This window comes from Campylobacter sp. FU_497 (genome assembly GCF_025772425.1).
Classification (GTDB): domain Bacteria; phylum Campylobacterota; class Campylobacteria; order Campylobacterales; family Campylobacteraceae; genus Campylobacter_D; species Campylobacter_D lari_C.
In genome coordinates, this window is the sequence record NZ_JAKMSC010000021.1 from 1 (window position 1) to 22,522 (window position 22,522).

Below are 22,522 nucleotides of genomic sequence, written 5' to 3' on the forward strand. Positions count from 1 at the left end.
ATCTTTACCTTTTTTAACTTCCACATCACCGGTTAATACGCTTGTTTCGTTTTTTTCATCTAAATAAAAATCTTTAGCATAAACTTCTATTTTTTGCGCACTAAATGCAAATAAATTTAACAAACACAAAAAAATTATTGCTCTAAAAACCATGCTTTTATTCCTTGAATTTTTAATTCTTTTTGATTCACATCATATAAAAAATTATCCCCAAAAACTTCATTTAAACCTATATATGCTTTAAAATTATCATTAGAAAATAAAATTTTATTTTTCATATCATAAGTTGCTTTTTGGGTAAAAATAGAAGTTTGATTATGATCAAAATAACTTACATTACCTTCTAAAATGGATTTTTCTTCATTCCTTACTAATAAATCTGAACTTAAATTATAATCAAGTGCTTGCACTTTAAAATCATCAAAAATATCTTTATCTTGGTATTTTACCCAACGACTTGCCTGATATGTAGCCTTAATTACACTAGCATTTAACTCATAATCAAGCACATCAAAAGCTTGCATATTTGCCACATCTATCTTTTGTGGTTTTATGGCAAATAAATATGGATCTTGGGTACTTAAAATCACCATAACAAAGGCAAATAAACTCATTAATATAGCAAAAATTTTTATCGCCAAAGTTTATCCCATTGAGCTTGCATATTATTATGTTCAATTAAAATTTCTATCATCTCACTCACTGCTCCATTGCCACCTTTTCTATTTAAAACTTTATCAGTTTTTAAAGCCTTGTGTGCATCTTTTGGCTTAAAGCTATAAGCAACTGCTTCAAGCAAACTCATATCATTATAATAATCCCCAATAGCAGCACATTGAGAAAAATCTAAATTTAATTTTTCTAAAATTTCTTTAGCACAAGCTAGTTTATCACTAATGCCTTGATAGACTAAATCAATTTTTAAATCCCTAGCTCTAAAATATACACACTCGCTAGTCCTACCTGTAATGATAGCAATTTTTTTACCAAGCTTTTGCCAAGCTTCAATCGCCGCGCCATCTTTTACATTAAATTCTTTAATCTCACCATAGTTTTGTGTGTAGATGATTTTACCATCTGTTAAACAACCATCTACATCTAAAAAAATAAGTTCTATCATAATCTTACTCTCTTACTATAAACGCACCCGGGAAAGATCCGCTATCAACAAAATCTCTTGCTTCTTGCTCACTTCTAAAGCCTTTTAAAAATACCCTATGTAAACCATCTTTAGCACTTGTTTGTATTGTTGAAGTATAAGAATTATAATTTTTATATCTACTTGCTATTAGTTCTGCACCACTTTTATTTCTAAATGCACCAATTTGCACCATAAAAGATCCACCTTGGAAAATATGACCACTATCAGCAATCTCTCCACTGCTGCCTAAATTAGAATTAGTATGCACTGAACCTGAGTTTGCACTTGTTCCAAAGCCAATTACTTCAAGTCTCACAGGAGCTGTTCCTGCTTGAATCATATCTATATCTCTTGCAGCCATATTAGATAAATCTATAATCCTACCTGCTACAAAAGGCCCTCTATCATTAATCCTAACAGTAGTTTGACGATGATTTTTTAAATTAGTTACTTTTACTATGGTATTCATAGGTAAAGTTTTATGGGCTGCAGTATAAGCGTGTTGATTATAAGTTTCACCATTAGAAGTTTTTTTACCATGAAAACCCGGTCCATACCAACTAGCTATACCATCAGCAGTCTCACCTACTTCTACTACGGTTGGATAATATGTTTTACCATTAATAGTATAAGGTTTCATAGTGCCTTTTAAGCCTGTATTATTATGCTTTATACTTTTAAAATCTCTTTCTGGATAATACACAGTAGGTGTGCTAATAGGCACCATACTACAAGCACTAAATAAAACCCCTACACAACTAACGACTAACGACTTTTGTATGAGAGTTTTTTGATAATTTTTGAGTTGTTTTGATTTTTGCATTATTATTCTCCTTAATTTTTAACACAAGTTTTTGATTGATATTGATTAAATTTCCTTTGATTTTATTGTATTCTTTAATACTTTCAACACTTATTTTGTGTTTTCTTGCAATAGTATAAAGACTATCACCCTCTTTTACTATATAAATTTTTGTATGCGGAATGGTTGTATCCACCTTAGTCAATTTTACATTCTCTAATGCCTTTTCTACTGCCACGCTTTTGCTTAAAGGAATATACATATAATAATCTTTTTTATCAGGCGGAGTAAAATCATAATTAAAATGTGGATTATAACGCTTAAATTCATTATAAGGCATTTTAGCTACTTTAGCAAGCTCTCTCAAAGAAACACTTGGTGGAACTGAAATTTTTTTAACTTCACTCGATAGGGCATAATTAAGCAAGGCACTATCTTGTGAAATTAAAAAATCATTATTATTAGCCAAAAATGCCATGGTAAGAATTTTTCTAATAAAAATTCTTGTTTCTAATGGCAAGTATTTTTTATCAGGATCAAGTAAAACCCTTAAATCATCACTTTTTGCTTTTTTTATAGCTTGACGTAATTTACCATCACCACAATTATAAGCTAAAATTGCTAAATACCATTTTCCAAACTGCTCTTTTAATTGTTTTAAATAAGCAATAGCTGCATAAGTTGATTTTACTAAATCTTTTCTCTCATCTACATAAGGATCTATCCTTAAGCCTAAAGTTTGTGCTGTTGGCTTCATAAACTGCCAAACACCCACTGCTTTAGTTCTTGAAATAGAATGAATTTTTAAACCAGATTCTACAATCGCTAAGTATAAAAATTCTTGAGGGATATTTTCTTTTTCTAAGATTTTGCGGATAATCGGGGTGATTTTATAAAATTCCCTCATAGTATCCACTAAAGTTTTAGAATGCATATCTATGGAAGATTCTTTAAATTCTAAAAAAATCATATCGCTAAGATAACTTGCTTCTATGTCTAAATTTCTTAAGATTTGTGCTTGTTGCGTGTAATGCTCTGGAGTAAATTGCAAAGCCTTAGCATTTAAACACAATAATACTAAAATAAAAAATAAAAAGCTTTTTTTCATTATAAACCTTGAAAAAACAAACAATTAGCGTTAAAATTAGTAAGTTTTATTATTTCATTTTTTGATAAATTTAAAAGTTCGGCCATTTTTTGCGCCACAAAATGGGTCAAAATAGGATCATTTACCTTGCCACGATGTGGTTCTGGAGTTAAATAAGGCCCATCTGTTTCCAAAACAAGCTTATCTTTTGGAATTTTAGGTAAAATTTCTACTAACTTTTTTGCATTTTTAAAAGTTAAAACCCCACCTATACCAAAATAAAAACCATCATCAGCTAGCTGAAGTAAAAGCTCGCTAGCATTAAAACAATGCAAAACACCGCCTTGTAAATCTTTTGCATATGTTTTTAAAATATTAAAACTATCTTCATTAGCTTCACGCACATGAACAATCAAAGGTTTTTTATATTCAATAGCTAGCTGAATTTGAGCTATAAAAACTTCTTTTTGCTTTGTTTTTATTTCATCCTCATCTGCTTTTAAACGATAATAATCAAGCCCACACTCACCCACTGCAACACATTTTTTATCATTTATAAATTCTTTTAAAATATCTAAATCAAAATCATCTATATCATAAGGATGCACCCCACAAGAAAAATACACATTTTCATAATTATATGCGATCTCTCTTGCTCTTGGCAAATCTTTTATATCCGCGCCAGGTATGATGATTTTATCCACTCCATTAGCAAAGGCATGATTTAACATTTCATCTAAATATCCAAAATAAGCTTGGCTATCTAAATGACAATGCGTATCTATGATTTTTTCGCTAAAATCACAATCTAAAAACATACCTCTACCCTATTTTTACCATTAGCCTTAGCTAAATCTAATGCCTTTTGAGCATTATTCAGTAAATCTTGCATTTGGCTTGTTTTAACCCCAAAAGCAACTCCCACAGAAACACTATAATCTACTTCATCTAGGGCTATTAAAACACTTTCTTTGGCAATATTTACTCTTATATTTGAAAAAACTTTTAATGCTTCTTTATGTCCAGTATTTTTTAATAATACATAAAATTTACCATCTTCAATTTTAGTTGCTAAATCCATACCACGAATTTGATCTTTGATTTTTTTAGCTGTGTGTTTAATCACACCATCACCACAATCATAGCTTAACTCATAATTGATTGTTGCAAGATTATCAATATCAATCAAAGCCAAAGCCATTTCTTCATTTTCTTGCATATCTTCTAAATAATCTAAAAATCTTTTTTCAAAATTTGCATAATCATCAAGACCTGTTAGCAAATCTTTACCCAAACTATACTCATCAAGTAAAACACATTTTTGCATATAATCTAAACAATTATTTACCCTGCAATTTAGCGATTCTTTTTGGAAAGGTCTAATCACATAATCATTCACACCCTTTCTAAAAGCTCTTGCCTCTAGCGCATCGTCTTTATCTCCAACCATGATCACACCAAGCTCTATTTTAGAGTATTTTGAGCGAATTTCTACAAGCAAATCTTCTCCATTAATTACCGGCATAGTTGCATCACAAATTACTAATTTTGTATCAGGATTATCACTTAAATAATTTAGTGCTTCTTCTCCATGGGCTGCTGCTAAGACATTAAAAAGTTGATTGTTAAGATTTTTTTTCATTTCTGCACGTAAAGTTACATTTGCAATTGCTAGAATAATTTTAGTTTTATTATTTTTTTGAAGCATTCTAATAGAGCTTAGCATTTCATCAATACAGCTTTCACTATCTTTTTGAATATAACCTATAATATCTTTTTCCATAAATTTCTTACGGGTTTGTCCATCGCTACTTCCTGTAAGCACTATAGCAGGAATATTTTTTTCTAAAATTACATCTACCACTTCTCCATTAGGAGCATCTGGTAAACAAAGATCTACAAAAGCCATAAAATAATCATTTTTCACTAATTCTTTAGCACTATTCATATCAAAAGCAACGTCTACTTTTAAACCTAAAGTATTTTCTACTTTTTTTGCTAAAAGTTTTGTAAGCATTTTGTTATCATCAATAATTAAAATTTTTTCTTCCATAGCCAACTCTCTTTATAATTTAAAACTATTATTATACCATATAGAAAATTTACTTTTTATTTTTAAAGTAAAGTTCTAGTAAATTCTAAAGCCTCTTGGGTAATATTTTCCCCACTTACCATTCTAGCAAGCTCTCTTACTCTTTCTTCTTTTTCTATTTTTCTTACCCTACTTTCATTTCCTATTTTTTCTACTAAAAAATGATTACTTGCTTTTGATGAAAGCTGTGGTAAATGTGAAATTGCAAAAATTTGATAAAACTTAGCAAGCTCTTTTAACACTTCAGCTATACTCATTGCTTCTTTGCCACTTAAATTTGCATCAATTTCATCTAAAAATATTATCCCACTAGCTTTATTAGTAACATTACATTCAGTTGCAATAAAAGAAAGTCTTAAACGGTTTATCTCGCCTGAGCTTAAATTTTTTAAACTAGCTTCATTGATATTTAAACTCACTTCATCTTTACCTAAAATACTCAAAGCACAATCTTTAAGTTCTAATTTAACTTCTTTCATATAAAGTTTTTCAAGATAAAAATTCAGTAATTTTTCAAGCTCTTTTAATCTTTTTTTACGCAAAGTACTTAATTTTTGGCTTTTCTCATCTAAAAGCATTTTAGCACTTTGAACTTTTTCTTCTAATTCCTTTTTTTCAAAACTTAAATTTTCATAATGAGCTAATTCTGCTTTTTTCTTCTCTAAAGCTTCTAAGGCTTCTTCTATGCTTCCATATTTTGAAATCAAAGAAGAAAGTTTTTCTATCCTATCAAGCACTTCTTCTATATCAAAATCAAAATCATCAAAGCTTTGATTTTCCCACACAGCTCTTAATTCATTTAAACACTCTGAAAAAAATGAACTATCAACATCACTAATTTGCAAAGCTTCAATCACTGCTGATTCTAATTCAAAAATTCTGCTTGCCCTATTCCAAGCAGCGTCAATTTTGTCTTTTTTAGAAAGTCTTTTTTTAAAACTCATCAACTCATCAAATTCGCCAATTTTTGGGTTAATACTTTGAATTTTTTGTATTTCAAAGCTCGTAAATTCTTTTAATTCTTCTACTTTTTTTTCTTCTTCTTGAATTTTTTCTAATTTAGTTTTATTTTCCATATATTCTTTATAAATATTTTTATATTCATTAAAAAAATCTTGAAATTTCTTATCCTCTTTTGATTGCATAAAATCAAGTAAGTTTAAAAATCTTTCATTTGAAAACTCATTATTTTCCTTAGCTGAAAGATATTTTACAAATTTCTTAGAAAGCAAGGCTAAATTTTTTTTTGAAATAAGTTGATTATTAATAAAATAACGCGAGCTTTTATCTTTTAAAAGTTTAAATACATTTAATTCTTCATTTTCGATACCAAACTCATCTAATTCAAGCTCATCATTTAACAAAATTTCTACCATTTTAGCTTCACTCTCACTTAGAGCAAATGCTGCCAAAATAGCCTTAAAAAGCACAGACTTTCCAGCACCACTTAAGCCAGTAAAGACAGTAAGTCCCGCTTCTAATTCTAATTTTGCCTGTTTAAAACCTAAATTTTCTTTGATTAAAATACTCTCTATCATCACTTACCCCAATTTAACTTTTCTTTTAAAACTTGGAAATAATCTCTATCTTTTTTATGTATAAAACTAAGTTCTTTTTTACTAAGTCCTATAATAATTCTATCATATTCTTTAGGATCAATCACTTCTTGCCCATCTAAATACAACAAACAATGCTCAACTTTTAGTTCAAGCTCAAAGCCATAAGGTAAAACTATAGGCCTTTGAGTTAAAGAATGAGAACAAACCGGAGTTAGAACAAAAATTTCACTCCAAGGATGAACTATAGGCCCACCTGCACTAATATTATAAGCAGTTGAACCACTTGAACTAGCTATGATTAAACCATCTCCATAATAAGCATTAAAAAGTTTATTTTCAAAGAAAACTTCCACATTTGCCATTAAAGCATTATCACGCGAAAAAACTGCGTCATTAAAAGCAAATTTTTTAATGATTTTATTTTTTTTATACAAGGTAATTTGAAGCATTTTGGCTTTTTCTATTTTAAAATCACTTTTAAAAAAATCTTCAAAAAAACTTTCTATCTCATTAAAAGAAAGGGCTGTTAAAAAACCTAAGTTTCCTGCATTTATACCCAAAATAGGCTTTTTAGCCTGATAAGCTTGTCTACATAAAGATAAAAGCGTGCCATCCCCACCTAGAGAAATCAAAAAATCTAATTTTTGTAAATCTTTTAGATTAATTTTTTCTTGTTCTAATAATACAAGCTCTATATTTTTTTGCAAAAAAATTGTTTTTAAAAAAGCAATTTGCTCATTTAAATTTGTATTTAACCTGCAAAATAAGCCTATTTTTTGAATTTTTTCTATATTTATATTTTTTTTCATAAAAAAATTATAACAAAACTTAGCTAAGCAAAAGAATAAAATACTATAATAACAAAATTGAACAAAATTAAGCTAAGGAAAAATTTTGAGAACTCATTACAATACAGAGCTTAACATACAAAATGTTGGCGCGGAAGTAACATTATGTGGTTGGGTAAATTCTTACCGTGATCATGGAGGTGTAATTTTTATCGATCTTAGAGATCGTAGCGGACTTATACAGTTAGTATGCGATCCTGCAGATAATCAAGAAGCACACAATATAGCTTCATCAGTAAGAAATGAATATGTTTTAATAGCACAAGGAAAAATTCGCCCACGCGGTGAAGGACTTGTAAATCCAAAATTAAAAACCGGGGAAATAGAAGTTGTTATAAGCAAACTTACTATTGAAAATGAAAGCGCTGTAATACCTTTTGCTATAGGCGATGAAAGCGTGAATGAAGAATTAAGATTAAAATATAGATTTTTAGATTTAAGAAGTAAAAAACTTTATGATAATTTTGCTCTAAGATCAACTGCTTGTATAGCAACAAGAAATTCTTTAGCAAAAATGGGATTTTTAGAGGTTGAAACTCCTATTTTAACTAAAGCTACCCCAGAAGGTGCAAGAGATTATTTGGTACCATCACGCGTACATCAAGGTGAATTTTATGCCTTACCTCAAAGCCCTCAACTTTTCAAACAACTTTTAATGTGTTCAGGATTTGATAGATATTTTCAAATTGCAAAATGCTTTAGAGATGAGGATTTAAGAGCAGATCGCCAACCTGAATTTACTCAAATAGATATAGAAATGAGTTTTTGTGAGCAAAAAGATATCATAGCTATGGCAGAAAATTTACTCAAAGATATTTTCAAAGCTTGCGGAAAAGAAATTAGCATACCTTTTAGACAAATGAGTTATAAAGAAGCTATGGAAAATTATGGTTCTGATAAGCCTGATTTAAGATTTGATATGAAATTTATTGATGTAATTGATATTTTTGCAAAATCAAATAACGAAATTTTTGCAAATATCGCAAAAGATACGAAGAAAAATCGCATTAAAGCTTTAAGAGTTCCAAAAGGTGATACGATTTTTTCTAAACGCCAAATGCAAAGATTTGAAGAATTTGTGCGCAAATTTGGAGCGGCAGGACTTGCATTCATACAAATGAAAGAAGATGGTCCTAAGGGTCCACTTTGCAAATTCTTTAGTAAAGAGGATTTGAATGCTTTAATTCAAAGATGTGAATTAGAAGTTGGAGATGTAGTATTTTTTGGTGCAGGGGCTAAGAAAACCGTGCTTGATTATATGGGTAGATTTAGATTATTCCTTGCTGATGAAATGAAAATTATTGATGAGGATAAATTAGAATTTTTATGGGTTATTGATTTTCCTATGTTTGAACAAAATGATGATGGAAGCTATTCCGCAATGCACCATCCATTTACTATGCCAAAAAATATTGATGAGCAAGATTTAGAAGAGATTAATTCTATTGCACATGATGTGGTATTAAATGGTGTAGAATTAGGTGGTGGTAGTATAAGAATTCATAAAAGCCCTATCCAACAAAAAGTCTTTAAACTTTTAAATATTGATGAAGAAGAACAAAGAAAGAAATTTGGCTTCTTGCTTGATGCATTAAGCTTTGGAGCACCACCACATGGTGGTATAGCAATAGGTCTTGATAGACTTATCATGCTTTTAACAAAATCTTCAAGCATTAGAGAAGTTATAGCATTTCCTAAAACACAAAGAGCACAATGTCTTATGACTCAAGCTCCAAGCGAAGTAAGCAATGAACAAATGAGAGAATTAGGTATAAGATTAAGGGAGAATACTAAATGAAACAATTATTTTTAATCATAGGCGCACCAGGTAGTGGCAAAACAACTGATGCAAGCATTATAGCTACAGATGATGCAAATATTACTCATTATTCTACAGGTGATTTACTAAGAGCAGAAGTGGCTAGCGGAAGCGAACTTGGAAAGACTATTGATAGTTTTATTTCTAAGGGAAATTTAGTTCCACTAGATGTAGTTGTAAATACTATCATCACTGCTTTAAAAAATGCACCAACCAACACGATACTTATCGATGGTTATCCAAGAAGTATTGAACAAATGCTTGAGTTTGATAAGGTATTAAAAAATCAAAATGAAGTAAATTTAAAAGGTGTTATAGAAGTTAAAGTTAGTGAAGAAGTTGCTAGAGAAAGAGTTTTAGGACGTGCTAGAGGTGCTGATGATAACGAAGAAGTTTTCAATAATAGAATGAAAGTTTATTTAGAGCCTTTAGAAAAAATAACAAATTTTTATACCAAAGAAAATATCCACCATGTAATCAATGGTGAAAGAAGTATTGAAGCTATCGTAGCTGATATGAAAAATTTAATCAATGATTTATTAAAATAAAGGATAAAAAATGGATATTAGCAAAATCAAAGTTGGAGAAGTACCAAACAAACTTAATGCAGTTATTGAAATTCCTTATGGATCAAACATCAAATACGAGCTTGATAAAGAAAGCGGAGCCATCATGGTTGATCGTGTGATGTATTCAGCTATGTTTTATCCAGCAAACTATGGTTTTATACCAAATACTCTTGCAGATGATGGCGATCCTATTGATGTTTTGGTTTTAAATGAATACCCTATCCAAGCAGGAGCTGTGATTCCTTGTCGTTTAATAGGGGTATTATTAATGGAAGATGAAAGCGGTATGGATGAAAAATTACTAGCTGTTCCTGTAAGCAAAATTGACCCAAGATATGATAATATTAAAAGTTTAGATGATTTACCAAAAGCAAGCTTAGATAAAATCAAAAATTTCTTTGAAACATATAAAATGCTTGAACCAAACAAATGGGTAAAAGTAAAAGAATTTGCAGGCATTGAAAAAGCAAGTGAAATTTTAGAAAATTCTATTAAAAATTATAAATAATCAAAAGTCCTTTTAAGGACTTCACAAAGGATAAAAAATGAAAAGTATTATTGCTTTTAGTATAGCTTTTGTGGTGCTAATAGGCGCTAGTATTGGTTTTTATATGTGGTATTTTGAAGATGATTCAAATACTTATGTATATGATTATAAAAAAAGTAGTTCTTATCAAAGCTACACTCCGCCAAGTACTCAATACAACCAAGAAAGAAATAATATAAGTGATAATACTTATCAATCACAACAAACAGTTCAAGAGCCTTTAAAAGAAGAAACTCCAGTACAAAATAATCCTATCATAGATGAAAATACAAGCACTCAAGAAGTTGCACCAACAACCAAAACAAATATAGCTGAAGTTTCTAAAAATGAAACTATTACACCTAAAGCAACCCAAGAAGAACAAAAACTTCTCGTTGAAAACAACAAACAAACAAGCATAAAAAAAGAAAAAACAACAAAATATAAAAATACCATGCAAGAATACATCGCAAAAGGTAAAACTAGCAGATATGAGCCAAGCTTGAGTGATGATTTTGTTAAAGTTTATGTATTAGATGGAAAAAGCTTAAGTGATTATAGAATTGATATGTTAAAAGAAATGATTAATCCTATTAAAGTTAATTCTCAAGATTATAATTTAACTATTTTTATCGATATGTTATCAAATGATAATATGAAATTAAGCATATATAATAAAGATATTGTTTTTGCTAAAAATAAGAAAAAATACAATTATGTAGATGTTAAAATTTCTGATTTAAAATTTTTATTTGAAAGAAATGGGTATAGCGAATATAGCAATGAAAATTTACTTGAAAAAATCAATCAAAATCTAGCAAGAGAAGATATAATCAAAAGAATCAAAATTCAAGGTTATGCAGATGATAGAGGTAGCACTTTTGCAAACTATATGATAGGATTAAATAGAGCAATGAATGTGGCTAAACATTTCTTTAGCTTTACTGAGGTTATAGAAATAGAATCTTTGGGAAAAGATACCTACCCTACTAAAGATAAGTCTGATTCTCAAAGACAAAATAATCGTAAAGTAGAAATTAGTTTTTTATAACTAATTTCTAAATTTCAAAACTTCTTTAACAATTTTAAGCTAACATAACAATTTATTTTCATTCTCAAGGTAGCAATTATGTATGATAAATCACTAGAAAAAGAATATTATAAAATTTGCGAAGAACGCGGATATTTTGAAATCAATGGTAATGAAAAAATTCAAGAAAAAGGCAAAAACTTTTGCATTATGATGCCTCCACCTAATGTAACAGGCGTTTTGCATATAGGTCATGCTCTAACTTGTACTTTACAAGATATCACAACGCGTTATAAAAGAATGGATGGTTATAAAACCCTTTACCAACCAGGGCTTGATCATGCAGGCATTGCAACACAAAATGTTGTAGAAAAACAACTTTTAGCTCAAGGCATTAAAAAAGAAGAACTTAGTAGAGAAGAATTTATAAAAAAAGTATGGGAATGGAAAGAACAAAGCGGTGGTACCATAGTTAAGCAAATGCGAATTTTAGGTATCACTCCTGCTTGGAGTCGTTTGCGCTTTACTATGGATGAAGGTTTAGTAAATGCGGTAAAAAAAGCCTTTGTAGATCTTTATGATAAAAAGCTCATCGTGCGTGGAAATTACATGGTAAATTGGTGTACTCATGATGGAGCATTAAGTGATATAGAAGTAGAACATAAAGAAAATAAAGGGAAATTATATTATTTAAAATATTTCTTAGAAAATTCTCAAGAATACATCGTAGTAGCCACCACAAGGCCAGAAACTTATTTTGGCGATAGCGCTGTGATGGTTAATCCAAACGATGAAAGATTTAAACACTTAATATGCAAAAATGTCATTTTACCTTTAATAGATAGAAAAATTCCTATTATTGCTGATGAACATGTAGATATGGAATTTGGTACAGGCTTTGTGAAAGTAACCCCAGCACATGATCATAATGACTATGAAGTAGGCTTAAGACATAAACTTGATTTTATTACTATCTTTGATGAAAAAGGTATTTTAAATGAACACTGCTTGCATTTTAAAGGCTTAGAAAGATTAGAAGCAAGAGATGTTATTATAAAAGAATTACAAGAAAAAGGTTTTGTTGAAAAAATAGAAGATTATACTAATCAAGTAGGATATTGTTATCGTTGTAAAAATGTAGTTGAACCTTACATTTCTAAACAATGGTTTGTAAAAAATGAAATCGCAAAAGAAAGCATAGAAAAAGTTAATCTTGGTGGAAGTAAATTTTACCCTGCACATTGGATTAATAGTTTTAATGCTTGGATGAGGGATTTAAAAGATTGGTGTATTTCAAGACAACTTTGGTGGGGTCATCAAATTCCTGTGTATTATTGTGAATGCTCTCATGAATGGGCAAGCGAAGAAACTCCAAGCCAATGTCCAAAATGCCAAAGCACTAATTTCAAACAAGACCCTGATGTTTTAGACACTTGGTTTTCTTCTGGTCTTTGGGCTATGAGTACTTTAGGTTGGGGTAATAAAGACTGGGGTAAAAACACACTTTGGCGTGAAGATGACTTAAAAGATTTTTATCCAAATTCTTTATTAATCACCGGCTTTGATATTTTATTTTTCTGGGTTGCAAGAATGATGTTTCAAAGTACTAATGCCTTAGGTGAGCTTCCTTTTAAAGATATATATTTACATGCTTTGGTTAAAGATGAGCAAGGTAGAAAAATGAGTAAGTCTTTAGGTAATGTCATTGATCCTGTGCAAAGTGTGGATGAATACAGTGCTGATATCTTGCGTTTTACCCTTGCTCTTTTAGCTATCCAAGGTAGAGATATAAAATTAAGCAATGACAAACTCATACAAGTTAGAAATTTTACGAATAAGCTTTATAATGCAAGCAAATTTTTACTTTTAAATGAAGAAAAATTTGAAGATTTAGATAAAAGCAAAATTCAAACTAACTTGGCAAAATACATACTGTCTCGTTTTGAAGTATGTATAAAAGAAACAAGAGAAAATTTAGATAATTACCGCTTTAATGATGCGGCAAATACTTTGTATAGATTTTTCTGGGATGAATTTTGTGATTGGGGGATCGAGCTTAGTAAGGCTGAAAAATCAAGTATAAAAGAACTTGGAAGCATTTTTAAAGAAGCATTAAAGCTTTTAAATCCTTTTATGCCATTTATTAGTGAGTATTTATACCATGAGTTAAGTAAAACTTCTATCCAAACTCATGAATCTATAATGATTTCAAAATATCCTAAATTTAATTCTAGAGATGAAAAAATAGAAAAATTATTTAATATCATTATAGAAAGTATAGTGAGTTTACGTCGTGCAAAAACCCTAGTAGAGCTTGCAAATGCAAAAATTCAAAAAGCTTGTATAAAATTAAACGATGAGAGTTTAATGGCTGAGTTAAAAAATTACACTAATTTCATCTCAACACTTGCAAAATGTGAAAACATCGAATTTATTAGTACAAATTTAGAAAAATCCATTAGAGATGTAAGCGAGAATTTAGAAGTATTTATACCAACTCAAGATCTTGATTTAAGCGGTGTTTTAAATAGACTTAATAGTCAAAAAACAAAACTTGAAAAAGAATTTAACAAGCTAGATGCTATGATGAAAAATGAAAAATTTATTTCTAATGCACCGGCTGCGGTTGTTGAGCAAAATAAAACTCAACTTGAAAGCATTAAAACTCAACTTGAAAAAATCAATGATGAAATTTCTAATTTAGAAGGCTAATAAGTGATAAAAATACAAAATCTTAAAAAATATTATGGCAAAGAATTAGTTATAAATGATGTTTCTTTAGAAATTAAAGAAGGAGAAATTTATGCTCTTGTTGGACACAGCGGGGCAGGAAAATCAACTTTGCTAAGATGTATTAATGGTTTGGAAAATTATCAAAATGGTAGCGTAGAAGTTTTTGGTAAAGAAATAGCTACCTTAAAAGAAAAAGAGTTAAGAATATTTAGAAAAGATATAGGAATGATTTTTCAGCATTTTGCACTTATGAGTAGAAAAAGTGTATTTGAAAATGTAGCTATGCCTTTAGAAATTCATAATTTTGACAAAAGCACAATTCAAAAAAGAGTTAATGAGCTTTTAGATCTTGTGGGACTTTTAGCTAAAAGCAAGGCATATCCAAATGAACTAAGTGGTGGGCAAAAACAAAGGGTAGCCATAGCTAGAGCCCTTGCTTTAAATCCTAAAATTTTACTAAGCGATGAAGCTACTTCTGCACTTGATCCAAATACTACAAACAATATTTTAGAGCTTATTGCTAAAATCAATCAAGAATTTAACATCAGCGTAGTATTAGTAACTCATGAAATGGAGGCAGTAAAGCAAATAGCACAAAAGGCTGTATTATTAGAGCATGGACAAATCATAGGTCAAGGGAAAATTGAAGATTTATTCTTAAAGCCAAGTGAAAAAATGCGTGAATTTCTAGGGGAGAGTGATTTTTTACCACAAAATGGAGTCAATGTGCGCTTATATTTTTGCAAAGAAAAAGCAAATCAAAGCATAATCACTCATATGGCTAGAAGTTTAAATATTGATTTTAATATAGTTTGGGGTAAAATAGAAAAGCTAAATAATAATGCTTTAGGAAATTTGGTAATCAATATAGAAGCTAAAGATCAAGAAAGAGTTTTAAATTATTTACAAGAAAATGGCGTTATTTGGGAGCTTGTGTAATGAATTTAGAAGCAATTTTAAGAAATTTTGAAAATATACTTTATCCGGCATTATTAGAAACTCTTTATATGAGTTTTACAGCCACTTTTTTAGCCTTTTTAATCGCACTTATCCCTGCAATTGTACTTACTGTTACTGATAAAGGTGGTTTATGGGAAAACAAAAGCATTTATAGTGTGCTTGATTTTATTATCAATATTTTAAGATCTTTTCCATTTTTAGTACTCATTGTAGTTTTAAGTCCTTTTACAAAGTATCTCATTGGTATTAGTATAGGAACAACTGCTACCATAGTACCACTTACCATAGGAATTGCGCCTTATTTAGCTAAAATGATTGAAAGTGCTTTTAAAGAAATTGATCCTGCTATCATTGAAGCAGCAAGATCTTATGGAGCTAGCAAAGCACAAATTATCTTTAAAGTTATGTTTAGTGAGGCTTTACCAAGCATTATTAATGGTATCACTTTGATTTTAATCATCGTAATAGGATTTTCCGCTATGGCAGGAACTGTTGGTGGTGGTGGTTTGGGCGATGTAGCTATTCGCTATGGTTACGAGCGTTTTAGAACTGATATTATGATTCAAACCGTTGTGATTTTAATTGTTTTAGTTCAAATCATACAATTTATAGGAAATATTCTTTATAAAATCACCAAAAGATAAACAATGAAACATAAACTTGGTATTTTGCTAGCAGCGACTAAAAATTCAAGCTTTACCATAGGAACCTTGCTCATTAACATTATGGATGTTATGGGTGAAAAGGTAGATGTGTTTTACATTTTACATGATGGTTTTAGCTTGAATGATCAAAATATCATGCAAAAAATTGTTAAAAATAAAACAATTAAATTTCTTCCTTTTACTCAAGAAGATTTTTTAGCTACTCTTGGTAAAAACCAAAACGATATTAATAATTTATTTTTCTTAAAAAGATGGACGCATATGGCTTTTGCAAGATTTGAAGCTTTTAAGTTTTTAGATGAATGCGAAAGTATTATTTATCTTGATTTTGATGTTTTACTTTTAAAAAGTATAGATGAACTTAGCAAATTAAGAGCTAAAAAATATCATTTTGGTGCAAGATTAGGTAAAACTTTGCTTCTTGAAAGCTTGCCTGCAAAAAAAGAGTATCATCAAAAGCGTACGTATTTAACTGGAATTTTAGTCTTTACAGATCTTATACCAAATCCTTTAAAATACTATCAATTTATATATAAACATTTAAATGAAAACATTCAAAATTTAAACGATCAAGGATTGTTTACACTCCTAGTACTAGAACACAAATTTAAAATAAAAGATTTAAAAGATACTTATAATGGAAATATTGATTATAGAACTAATTTATCACAAAAAGCCTCTATAACACATGCAGAAGGTAGTAATAATCGTTTTTGGAACAATGTTTTATGCAATCAAACATGGCCTAAATGGCAAGAATACTATAAAAAATGGTTAAAACTTGGAGGAAGTAGATATTTAGATGGAATAAAAGCTACTAATACTCAAGCAAAAGCAAGAGTAAGATATCATTTATCATACAAACTAGGCTATGCTTTTATAGAATGCACTAAAAATAAGAAAAAAATTCCTTTTTTACCTTTTACTTTGTTAAAGATTTACTATAAACACACAAAACTTGCCAAGCAATATCAAAAAGATTTAAAAACAAAACCTTATCTTAAACTTCCACCTTTATCAAGTTATGATGATTATAAAAGCGAGGGTATTAAAAATCAAAATACTTATTCTTATAAAATCGGACAAGCTCTTATTAAGGCTCAAAAAAATTGGTATGGGGGGGGGTATATAAAATTTATAAAAGAACTCAAACATTTTGCTAAAGAATACAAAAACAAACAAAAATAAAACTTTTCCTATCTTATTAATATTTTTACAATATAATCAAGCATTTTAAAACTATAAAAAGGAGTTAAAATGAAATTGTTAAAATTTCTCACTGTAAGCACAATTTTAGGTGCAAGTTTATTTGCTAATGAAGTTATCAAAGTAGGTGCAACACCAGTGCCTCACGCTGAAATTTTAGAACAAACTAAAGATTTATTAAAAAAAGAAGGTTATACATTGGAAATTAAAGAATTTAATGACTATATTTTACCAAATCTTAGCACAGATAGCAAAGAACTTGATGCAAATTTCTTTCAACATCAGCCTTATTTGGATGAGTTTAATGCTAATAAAGGCACAAAATTAATTAGCGTTGCAAAAGTTCATATCGAACCAATGGCAGTTTATTCTAAAAAATATAAAAACATCCAAGATCTTCCACAAAATGCTACCATAGCTGTACCAAATGATCCAACAAATGAAAGCAGAGCTTTAGATATTATCGCTAGTACCAAGCTAGTTAGTTTTGAAAATAGTGCATTAAAAACTCCACTTGATATTAAAGATAATCCAAAAAATATCAAATTTAAAGAATTAAAAGCAGCACAACTTCCAAGAGCTTTAGATGATGTTGATTTTGCAGTGATTAATTCAAACTATGCTTTATCAGCAAATTTAAATCCTGTAAAAGATTCTATTTTAATAGAAAGTAAAGAAAGTCCTTATGCAAATATCTTAGTAACCACTCAAGATAATAAAGACAATCCTAAAATCAAAGCTTTAGTAAAGGCTTTACAAAGTCAAAAAGTAAAAGATTTTATCAATGAAAAATACCAAGGTGCAGTGGTCCCTGCATTTTAAAAATAAACCTTGAGTTTTAAAACTCAAGGTTTATTTATTTTTAATAAGTTCTGTGGTAATTTTAGCTATTTCTAATTCTTCTTCTGTTGGAACAATTAAAATTTTAATTTTAGAGTCTTCTTTACTAATCTCGCCATTTCTAAGCTGTGCATTTTTATCTAAATCTATATCAAATCCCAAATGCGCTAGTCTTTGACAAACTTTTGCTCTAACAATATCATCATTTTCTCCAATACCAGCTGTAAAAATCAACGCATCAACTCTAGGTAAAATCGCAAAATATGAGCCAATATATTTACTCAAACGATAACAAAACATATCAAGAGCAAGTCTTGCTTTTTCGTTATTTTGTTCAATTTGCGCTTCAATATCTCTAAAATCATTAAACCCACAAATTCCATAAACACCACTTTTTTTATTCATTATAGTATCTAAATCAGACGGGTTTAAATTTAATTCTTTTGCTAAAAATGGCAATACAGCAGGATCAATATCTCCACATCTAGTCCCCATGATCAAACCTTCTAGCGGTGTAAAGCCCATAGAAGTATCTACGCATTTTCCATTTTCTATAGCACAAACACTCGCACCATTTCCAAGATGAGCGCTAATTGCATTAAATTCATTAATATCTTTACCAAGTATATGTGCAGCTTGCTTGCTTACATAAGAATGTGATGTACCGTGAAAGCCGTATTTTCTTACTTGGTGTTTTTCATAAAATTCATAAGGTAAAGCATACATATAAGCATAATCAGGCATACTTTGATGAAAAGCTGTGTCAAAAACTGTCACATTAGGAACTTTTGGAGCGGCTTTTATCATAGTTTTAATACCTATTAAATGTGCAGGATTGTGTAAAGGTGCTATGTGAGAAACCCTATCAATTTCTTTTAAAATTTCATCATCCACTAAACAATGTTTAGTTAAATTTGGACCTCCATGAACTATCCTATGTCCACATCCATCAAGCTCATTCAAATCATGTAAAATTCCACTTTGAGCAAATAATTCATTTACTAATTCAATACCTTGCTCATGATCTTTAATCGCCAATTCTTTTTGGTATTTTTGACCATTTTTTAGATCTTTTAATTCTATTTTAGAGCTTTGCTCGCCTATTTTTTCCACCAAACCAGATGCTAGGGCTTCATCTTTTTCAAAAAGCTTAAATTTAATTGAAGATGAACCTGAATTTAAAACTAATATTTTCATTTTTCTCCTTATTCTTGCGCTTGAATAGCACTTAAAATCACAGTATTAACAATATCTTCTACCAAACAACCTCTACTTAAATCATTAATCGGTTTTTTAAGACCTTGTAAAATCGGGCCAATAGCTAAAGAATTTGCTGTTCTTTGCACTGCTTTATAGCAAATATTTGCCGCATTTAAATCAGGAAACACATATACATTTGCCTTTCCTGCCACTTTAGAGTTTGGCATTTTGCTTTTTGCTGTTAGCATATCATATGCTGCATCAAATTGTATAGGACCTTCTAGCTCAAGTTGAGGATATTTTTCTTTAGCTATTTTAGTAGCTTCTTTAATTGCATCTACGCTAGCCCCGCTTCCACTATCTCCACTAGAATATGAAAGCAAAGCCACTTTAGGATCAAGTCCAAAAGCTTTAGCGCTATTTGCACTCACATAAGCAATTTCAGCAAGTTGCTCAGGAGTTGGATTTGGCATAACAGCACAATCAGCAAAAACCAAAACCTTATCTTCTAAAGACATAAAAAACATACCAGAAACCAAACTCACATCAGGTTTTGTTTTGATAATTTGCAAGGCAGGACGAATAGTTTCAGCAGTAGTTGTACTCGCACCACTTACCATAGCATGCGCTTTTTGAGTATGAACAAGCAAGGTCGCAAAATATGTTTTATCTTGCACTAACTTTTTAGCTTCTTCTTTACTCATACCTTTACTTTTTCTAGCTTCATACAAAAGCTCTTCAAATTCTTCATTATATTGAGAATTTTTAGGATTTATAATACGCACACCATCGATATTAATATTTAAACTATTAGCTTTGGCACAAATTTCATTGCTATCGCCTAGTAAAATCAAATCAACAATCTCATTTTGCATTAAAAACTCACTAGCTTTTAATACTCTTTCATCAAAACTTTCAGGTAAAACCACTATTTTTTTATCTGCTTTTGCTTTTTCAAAAAGCTCATAAGAAAATCTTGCCTGAGTTTTATAGGTATATTCTTGTAATAAATCTTGAGTAAAATCTTCATTTTCTTTTAACAAAACAAAGTCACTAAGCTTTTGGCTTAGTAAGAATTTTAACATAGCATGATTTTCATCTTGACTTTTTGTATATAGTGGAGCATTTAGCTCTTTAGCTAAAGCTATATTTAAACTCAAATCTCCCATTAAACCAAAATCATCTACTCCAACTACTACAACAAAATCATTTTCTTTTTTTAATTTTTCACAATCTTGAATTATTTTTTTAAAAAAGTCATTTGAATTTTGAGTAAATTTGCTTTGATAATTATTTTTTTCAAAACTACTAAAAAAATCTAGCTTAAAATTGGTTTTTGAGCATATTAAAGCAATTTTTTCTTTATTTTTTTCACAAAAAACAGGAAAATAAAAAGCTATTTTACCTTGAACTTTTCCTAAAGACTGTGTTAAAAATTTCTCATCAACACAATTTAATAAAAACATGGATTTCATTTTTTCCTCTTTTTTAACAAAATAATTGTTTTTTTGTAATATAATAATTTTAAAATTCATCACAATAATATAAGGTTATAAAGCTATGAAATTTAAAAATGTTAATTTTTACTTGTTACCTTTTGTAATGTTTGGTTGTAGTGCCACAGTCGATCCACATATTAACATGAAACCTCCAACTTATGTAGAAGAATTAGCTCCAAAGCAAAATCATAACACCCAAAGCAACCCTGGATCGTTGTTTGGTAAAGGAGATAATCCTTTATTTTCTGATAAAAAAGCAATGAATGTAAATGATTTAGTTACCGTAGTCATTAGAGAAAATGCCACACAAAACTCACAAGGCTCTAAAGCTACAAGTAAAAACAATAATGTTAATTTAGGCGGAGGACAAGTAACCACTGGTGCTGGACTTAGCAAAGCTAGAGATTTTATCAATGATTATACAAATATAGGTTATACCACAGCAAGCACTTCACAATATCAAGGCACAGGAAGTCAAACTAGAAGTGAAAATTTCCAAACCACCATTTCTGCTAGAGTGATTAAAGTTTTATCTAATGGAAATTATTTTATAGAAGGAAGTCGTGAGCTTTTAATTAACGGTGAAAAACAAATCATTCAGCTAAGCGGGGTTATAAGACCTTATGATATTTCTCAAGATAACATGATAGATAGTAAATACATAGCTGATGCAAAAATTCTTTATAAAACAGAAGGTGATATAGATAAATCAACGCGTAAGCCTTGGGGAACAAAATTCATGGAAACCATTTGGCCTTTTTAAGCTAAATGGTTTTACATAAAACTTGGTGCATCATTAGAAAATAAAATCAAATCTCCATTTTGGGTTAATTTTGATAAAGCTTGTACAAGTTGAGATTTTTCTTTTAATACATAAAAATCTAATGTAATATGTTTTTGCAAAATCGCGCTATTAGCCTCTGAAGTAATAATTACAAAATCGAAACATTCATTGATTATCTTACATAATTTTATATTTTCTTCTTCATTAACTTCAACTATACCAGGAGTTACCAAAATTTTTCTTCCTTGATAGTTTTTACAAAGCTCATAGCTTTGACTCATACCTTTAAAATTTCCATTAAAACCATCATCTATGATAAATTTAGGCTCTTTAGAAATCACTTGCAAACGATGTTCTACTGCTTTTAAATTTGATACACTTTTTATAATATTTTCTATTTTTATTCCTAAATAATGAGCAAGTAAAATACACACACTAATATTATAAGCATTAAAAGTACCCAATAAATTCGCATGAAAATCATAAATATTATCATCTAATCTTATTTTAAAATCTAAACCCTCTAAACTTGCCCTAACATCACTTAAACAATCATCATAAAATTCATTTTCATATAAGGTGCTTGAGTGTAAAAAGTATTTTTCCAAACGCTTGGATTTTAAAGCTTGCAACTTAGCACTGCGGATATTATCTTGAGTTTTAAAATACTCTAAATGCGCCAAGCCGATCTCACCTACTATGCAAATTTGAGGATTTAAAAACTCTGTAATTTCTAAAATATCATTTTGCTCTCTTGCGCCAGCTTCTACGATATAAATTTCAGTATTATTTTCTAAATTTTCATTGATATCTTTTACTATACCAATAAAAGTATTAACACTTCTTGGAGTTTTATAACACTTAAACTCATCTTTTAAAAGTTCGTATAAAAAATTTTTTACACTTGTTTTTCCAAAACTTGCAGTAATTAATATAATTTTTAAATTTGGATTATCACAAATCTTTTTATTTGCCTTTTTTATAAATGCATTTTGGTTTATTTTTTCTACTAAAAAGCTTAATAAAAGTGCAGCTACTAAAGCTTCCAAACCTATCCAAAAAAATGGCATAAATACTAAAGTAAAAAGCGACAAGAATAAAAAATAACGCTTAATCCTAGCAGTAAAAACTAGCTTTTTATCTAAATTTTTATATAAATATC

Annotated in this window: 20 protein-coding genes and 1 pseudogene; 10 read left to right on the top strand and 11 right to left on the bottom strand. The window is 29.5% G+C overall.

Features of this window, described 5'->3' with window-relative positions:
- Positions 1–134 precede the first annotated feature (134 nt).
- From L8W68_RS07410 to L8W68_RS07445, 8 genes are all read right to left on the bottom strand, one after another.
- Entirely contained in the window at positions 135–641 is a 507-nt protein-coding gene (locus L8W68_RS07410; protein ID WP_115645383.1) for a hypothetical protein, read from the bottom strand.
- Positions 632–1,120 (bottom strand): HAD hydrolase family protein, encoded by a 489-nt coding sequence (locus L8W68_RS07415; RefSeq protein ID WP_263675628.1) that lies wholly within the window; start codon positions 1,118–1,120, stop codon positions 632–634. Before L8W68_RS07415 ends, L8W68_RS07410 begins: the two co-directional genes overlap by 10 nt.
- Positions 1,121–1,124: 4 nt before the next feature.
- Positions 1,125–1,964, bottom strand: coding sequence for a septal ring lytic transglycosylase RlpA family protein (locus L8W68_RS07420; RefSeq protein WP_412175255.1), 840 nt, complete (start codon positions 1,962–1,964; stop codon positions 1,125–1,127).
- Positions 1,900–3,051: a lytic transglycosylase domain-containing protein gene (locus L8W68_RS07425; protein ID WP_263675629.1), complete on the bottom strand. Its 1,152-nt coding sequence runs from the start codon at positions 3,049–3,051 to the stop codon at positions 1,900–1,902. The genes L8W68_RS07420 and L8W68_RS07425 overlap by 65 nt, the downstream gene beginning before the upstream one ends.
- Complete coding sequence (locus tag L8W68_RS07430; RefSeq protein WP_263675630.1) at positions 3,051–3,848, bottom strand: TatD family hydrolase; 798 nt, start codon at positions 3,846–3,848, stop codon at positions 3,051–3,053. The genes L8W68_RS07425 and L8W68_RS07430 overlap by 1 nt, the downstream gene beginning before the upstream one ends.
- Positions 3,839–5,083, bottom strand: a complete 1,245-nt coding sequence (locus tag L8W68_RS07435; protein WP_263675631.1) for a diguanylate cyclase — start codon at positions 5,081–5,083, stop codon at positions 3,839–3,841. Before L8W68_RS07435 ends, L8W68_RS07430 begins: the two co-directional genes overlap by 10 nt.
- A 62-nt stretch (positions 5,084–5,145) precedes the next feature.
- Positions 5,146–6,660, bottom strand: coding sequence for an AAA family ATPase (locus L8W68_RS07440; protein ID WP_263675632.1), 1,515 nt, complete (start codon positions 6,658–6,660; stop codon positions 5,146–5,148).
- Positions 6,660–7,490, bottom strand: coding sequence for an NAD(+)/NADH kinase (locus tag L8W68_RS07445; RefSeq protein ID WP_263675634.1), 831 nt, complete (start codon positions 7,488–7,490; stop codon positions 6,660–6,662). The genes L8W68_RS07440 and L8W68_RS07445 overlap by 1 nt, the downstream gene beginning before the upstream one ends.
- Before the next feature lie 85 nt (positions 7,491–7,575).
- Between L8W68_RS07445 and aspS the strand changes: the two genes are divergently transcribed.
- The 9 genes and pseudogenes from aspS (at position 7,576) to L8W68_RS07490 (ending at position 17,859) form a co-directional block, all read left to right on the top strand.
- A complete protein-coding gene (aspS, locus tag L8W68_RS07450) occupies positions 7,576–9,327 on the top strand; it encodes an aspartate--tRNA ligase (RefSeq protein WP_263675636.1) in 1,752 nt (583 codons plus the stop codon).
- Positions 9,324–9,896, top strand: coding sequence for an adenylate kinase (locus L8W68_RS07455; protein ID WP_263675637.1), 573 nt, complete (start codon positions 9,324–9,326; stop codon positions 9,894–9,896). Before aspS ends, L8W68_RS07455 begins: the two co-directional genes overlap by 4 nt.
- A 10-nt stretch (positions 9,897–9,906) precedes the next feature.
- The gene (gene ppa, locus L8W68_RS07460) at positions 9,907–10,425 is read left to right on the top strand and encodes an inorganic diphosphatase (protein WP_120759358.1); all 519 of its coding nucleotides are present in this window, start codon (positions 9,907–9,909) and stop codon (positions 10,423–10,425) included.
- A gap of 37 nt (positions 10,426–10,462) precedes the next feature.
- Positions 10,463–11,494, top strand: coding sequence for a hypothetical protein (locus L8W68_RS07465; protein WP_263675641.1), 1,032 nt, complete (start codon positions 10,463–10,465; stop codon positions 11,492–11,494).
- A gap of 78 nt (positions 11,495–11,572) precedes the next feature.
- Complete coding sequence (locus tag L8W68_RS07470; RefSeq protein ID WP_263675643.1) at positions 11,573–14,185, top strand: valine--tRNA ligase; 2,613 nt, start codon at positions 11,573–11,575, stop codon at positions 14,183–14,185.
- 3 nt (positions 14,186–14,188) lie between these two features.
- Complete coding sequence (locus L8W68_RS07475) at positions 14,189–15,145, top strand: methionine ABC transporter ATP-binding protein (protein WP_263675645.1); 957 nt, start codon at positions 14,189–14,191, stop codon at positions 15,143–15,145.
- 2 nt (positions 15,146–15,147) lie between these two features.
- Positions 15,148–15,804: pseudogene (locus tag L8W68_RS07480) on the top strand (methionine ABC transporter permease); the annotation flags it as partial.
- Between the two features lie 9 nt (positions 15,805–15,813).
- The gene (locus L8W68_RS07485) at positions 15,814–17,019 is read left to right on the top strand and encodes a glycosyltransferase (RefSeq protein ID WP_263675646.1); all 1,206 of its coding nucleotides are present in this window, start codon (positions 15,814–15,816) and stop codon (positions 17,017–17,019) included.
- A gap of 69 nt (positions 17,020–17,088) precedes the next feature.
- The gene (locus tag L8W68_RS07490; protein WP_263675647.1) at positions 17,089–17,859 is read left to right on the top strand and encodes a MetQ/NlpA family ABC transporter substrate-binding protein; all 771 of its coding nucleotides are present in this window, start codon (positions 17,089–17,091) and stop codon (positions 17,857–17,859) included.
- Positions 17,860–17,889: 30 nt separating this feature from the next.
- Here the strand turns inward: L8W68_RS07490 and L8W68_RS07495 are convergent, their stop codons facing one another.
- Both L8W68_RS07495 and pta read right to left on the bottom strand, forming a co-directional pair.
- Complete coding sequence (locus tag L8W68_RS07495; RefSeq protein WP_263675648.1) at positions 17,890–19,074, bottom strand: acetate kinase; 1,185 nt, start codon at positions 19,072–19,074, stop codon at positions 17,890–17,892.
- Between the two features lie 8 nt (positions 19,075–19,082).
- Complete coding sequence (pta, locus tag L8W68_RS07500) at positions 19,083–20,552, bottom strand: phosphate acetyltransferase (protein ID WP_318529705.1); 1,470 nt, start codon at positions 20,550–20,552, stop codon at positions 19,083–19,085.
- An 85-nt stretch (positions 20,553–20,637) separates the two neighbouring features.
- On the opposite strand from pta, the gene flgH reads away from it, so the two are divergent.
- Positions 20,638–21,339, top strand: a complete 702-nt coding sequence (gene flgH / locus L8W68_RS07505) for a flagellar basal body L-ring protein FlgH (RefSeq protein WP_263664106.1) — start codon at positions 20,638–20,640, stop codon at positions 21,337–21,339.
- An 11-nt stretch (positions 21,340–21,350) separates the two neighbouring features.
- Here flgH and L8W68_RS07510 read toward each other — a convergent pair.
- On the bottom strand, positions 21,351–22,522 hold a 1,172-nt coding region (locus tag L8W68_RS07510; RefSeq protein ID WP_263675649.1), incomplete at its 5' end, for a Mur ligase family protein.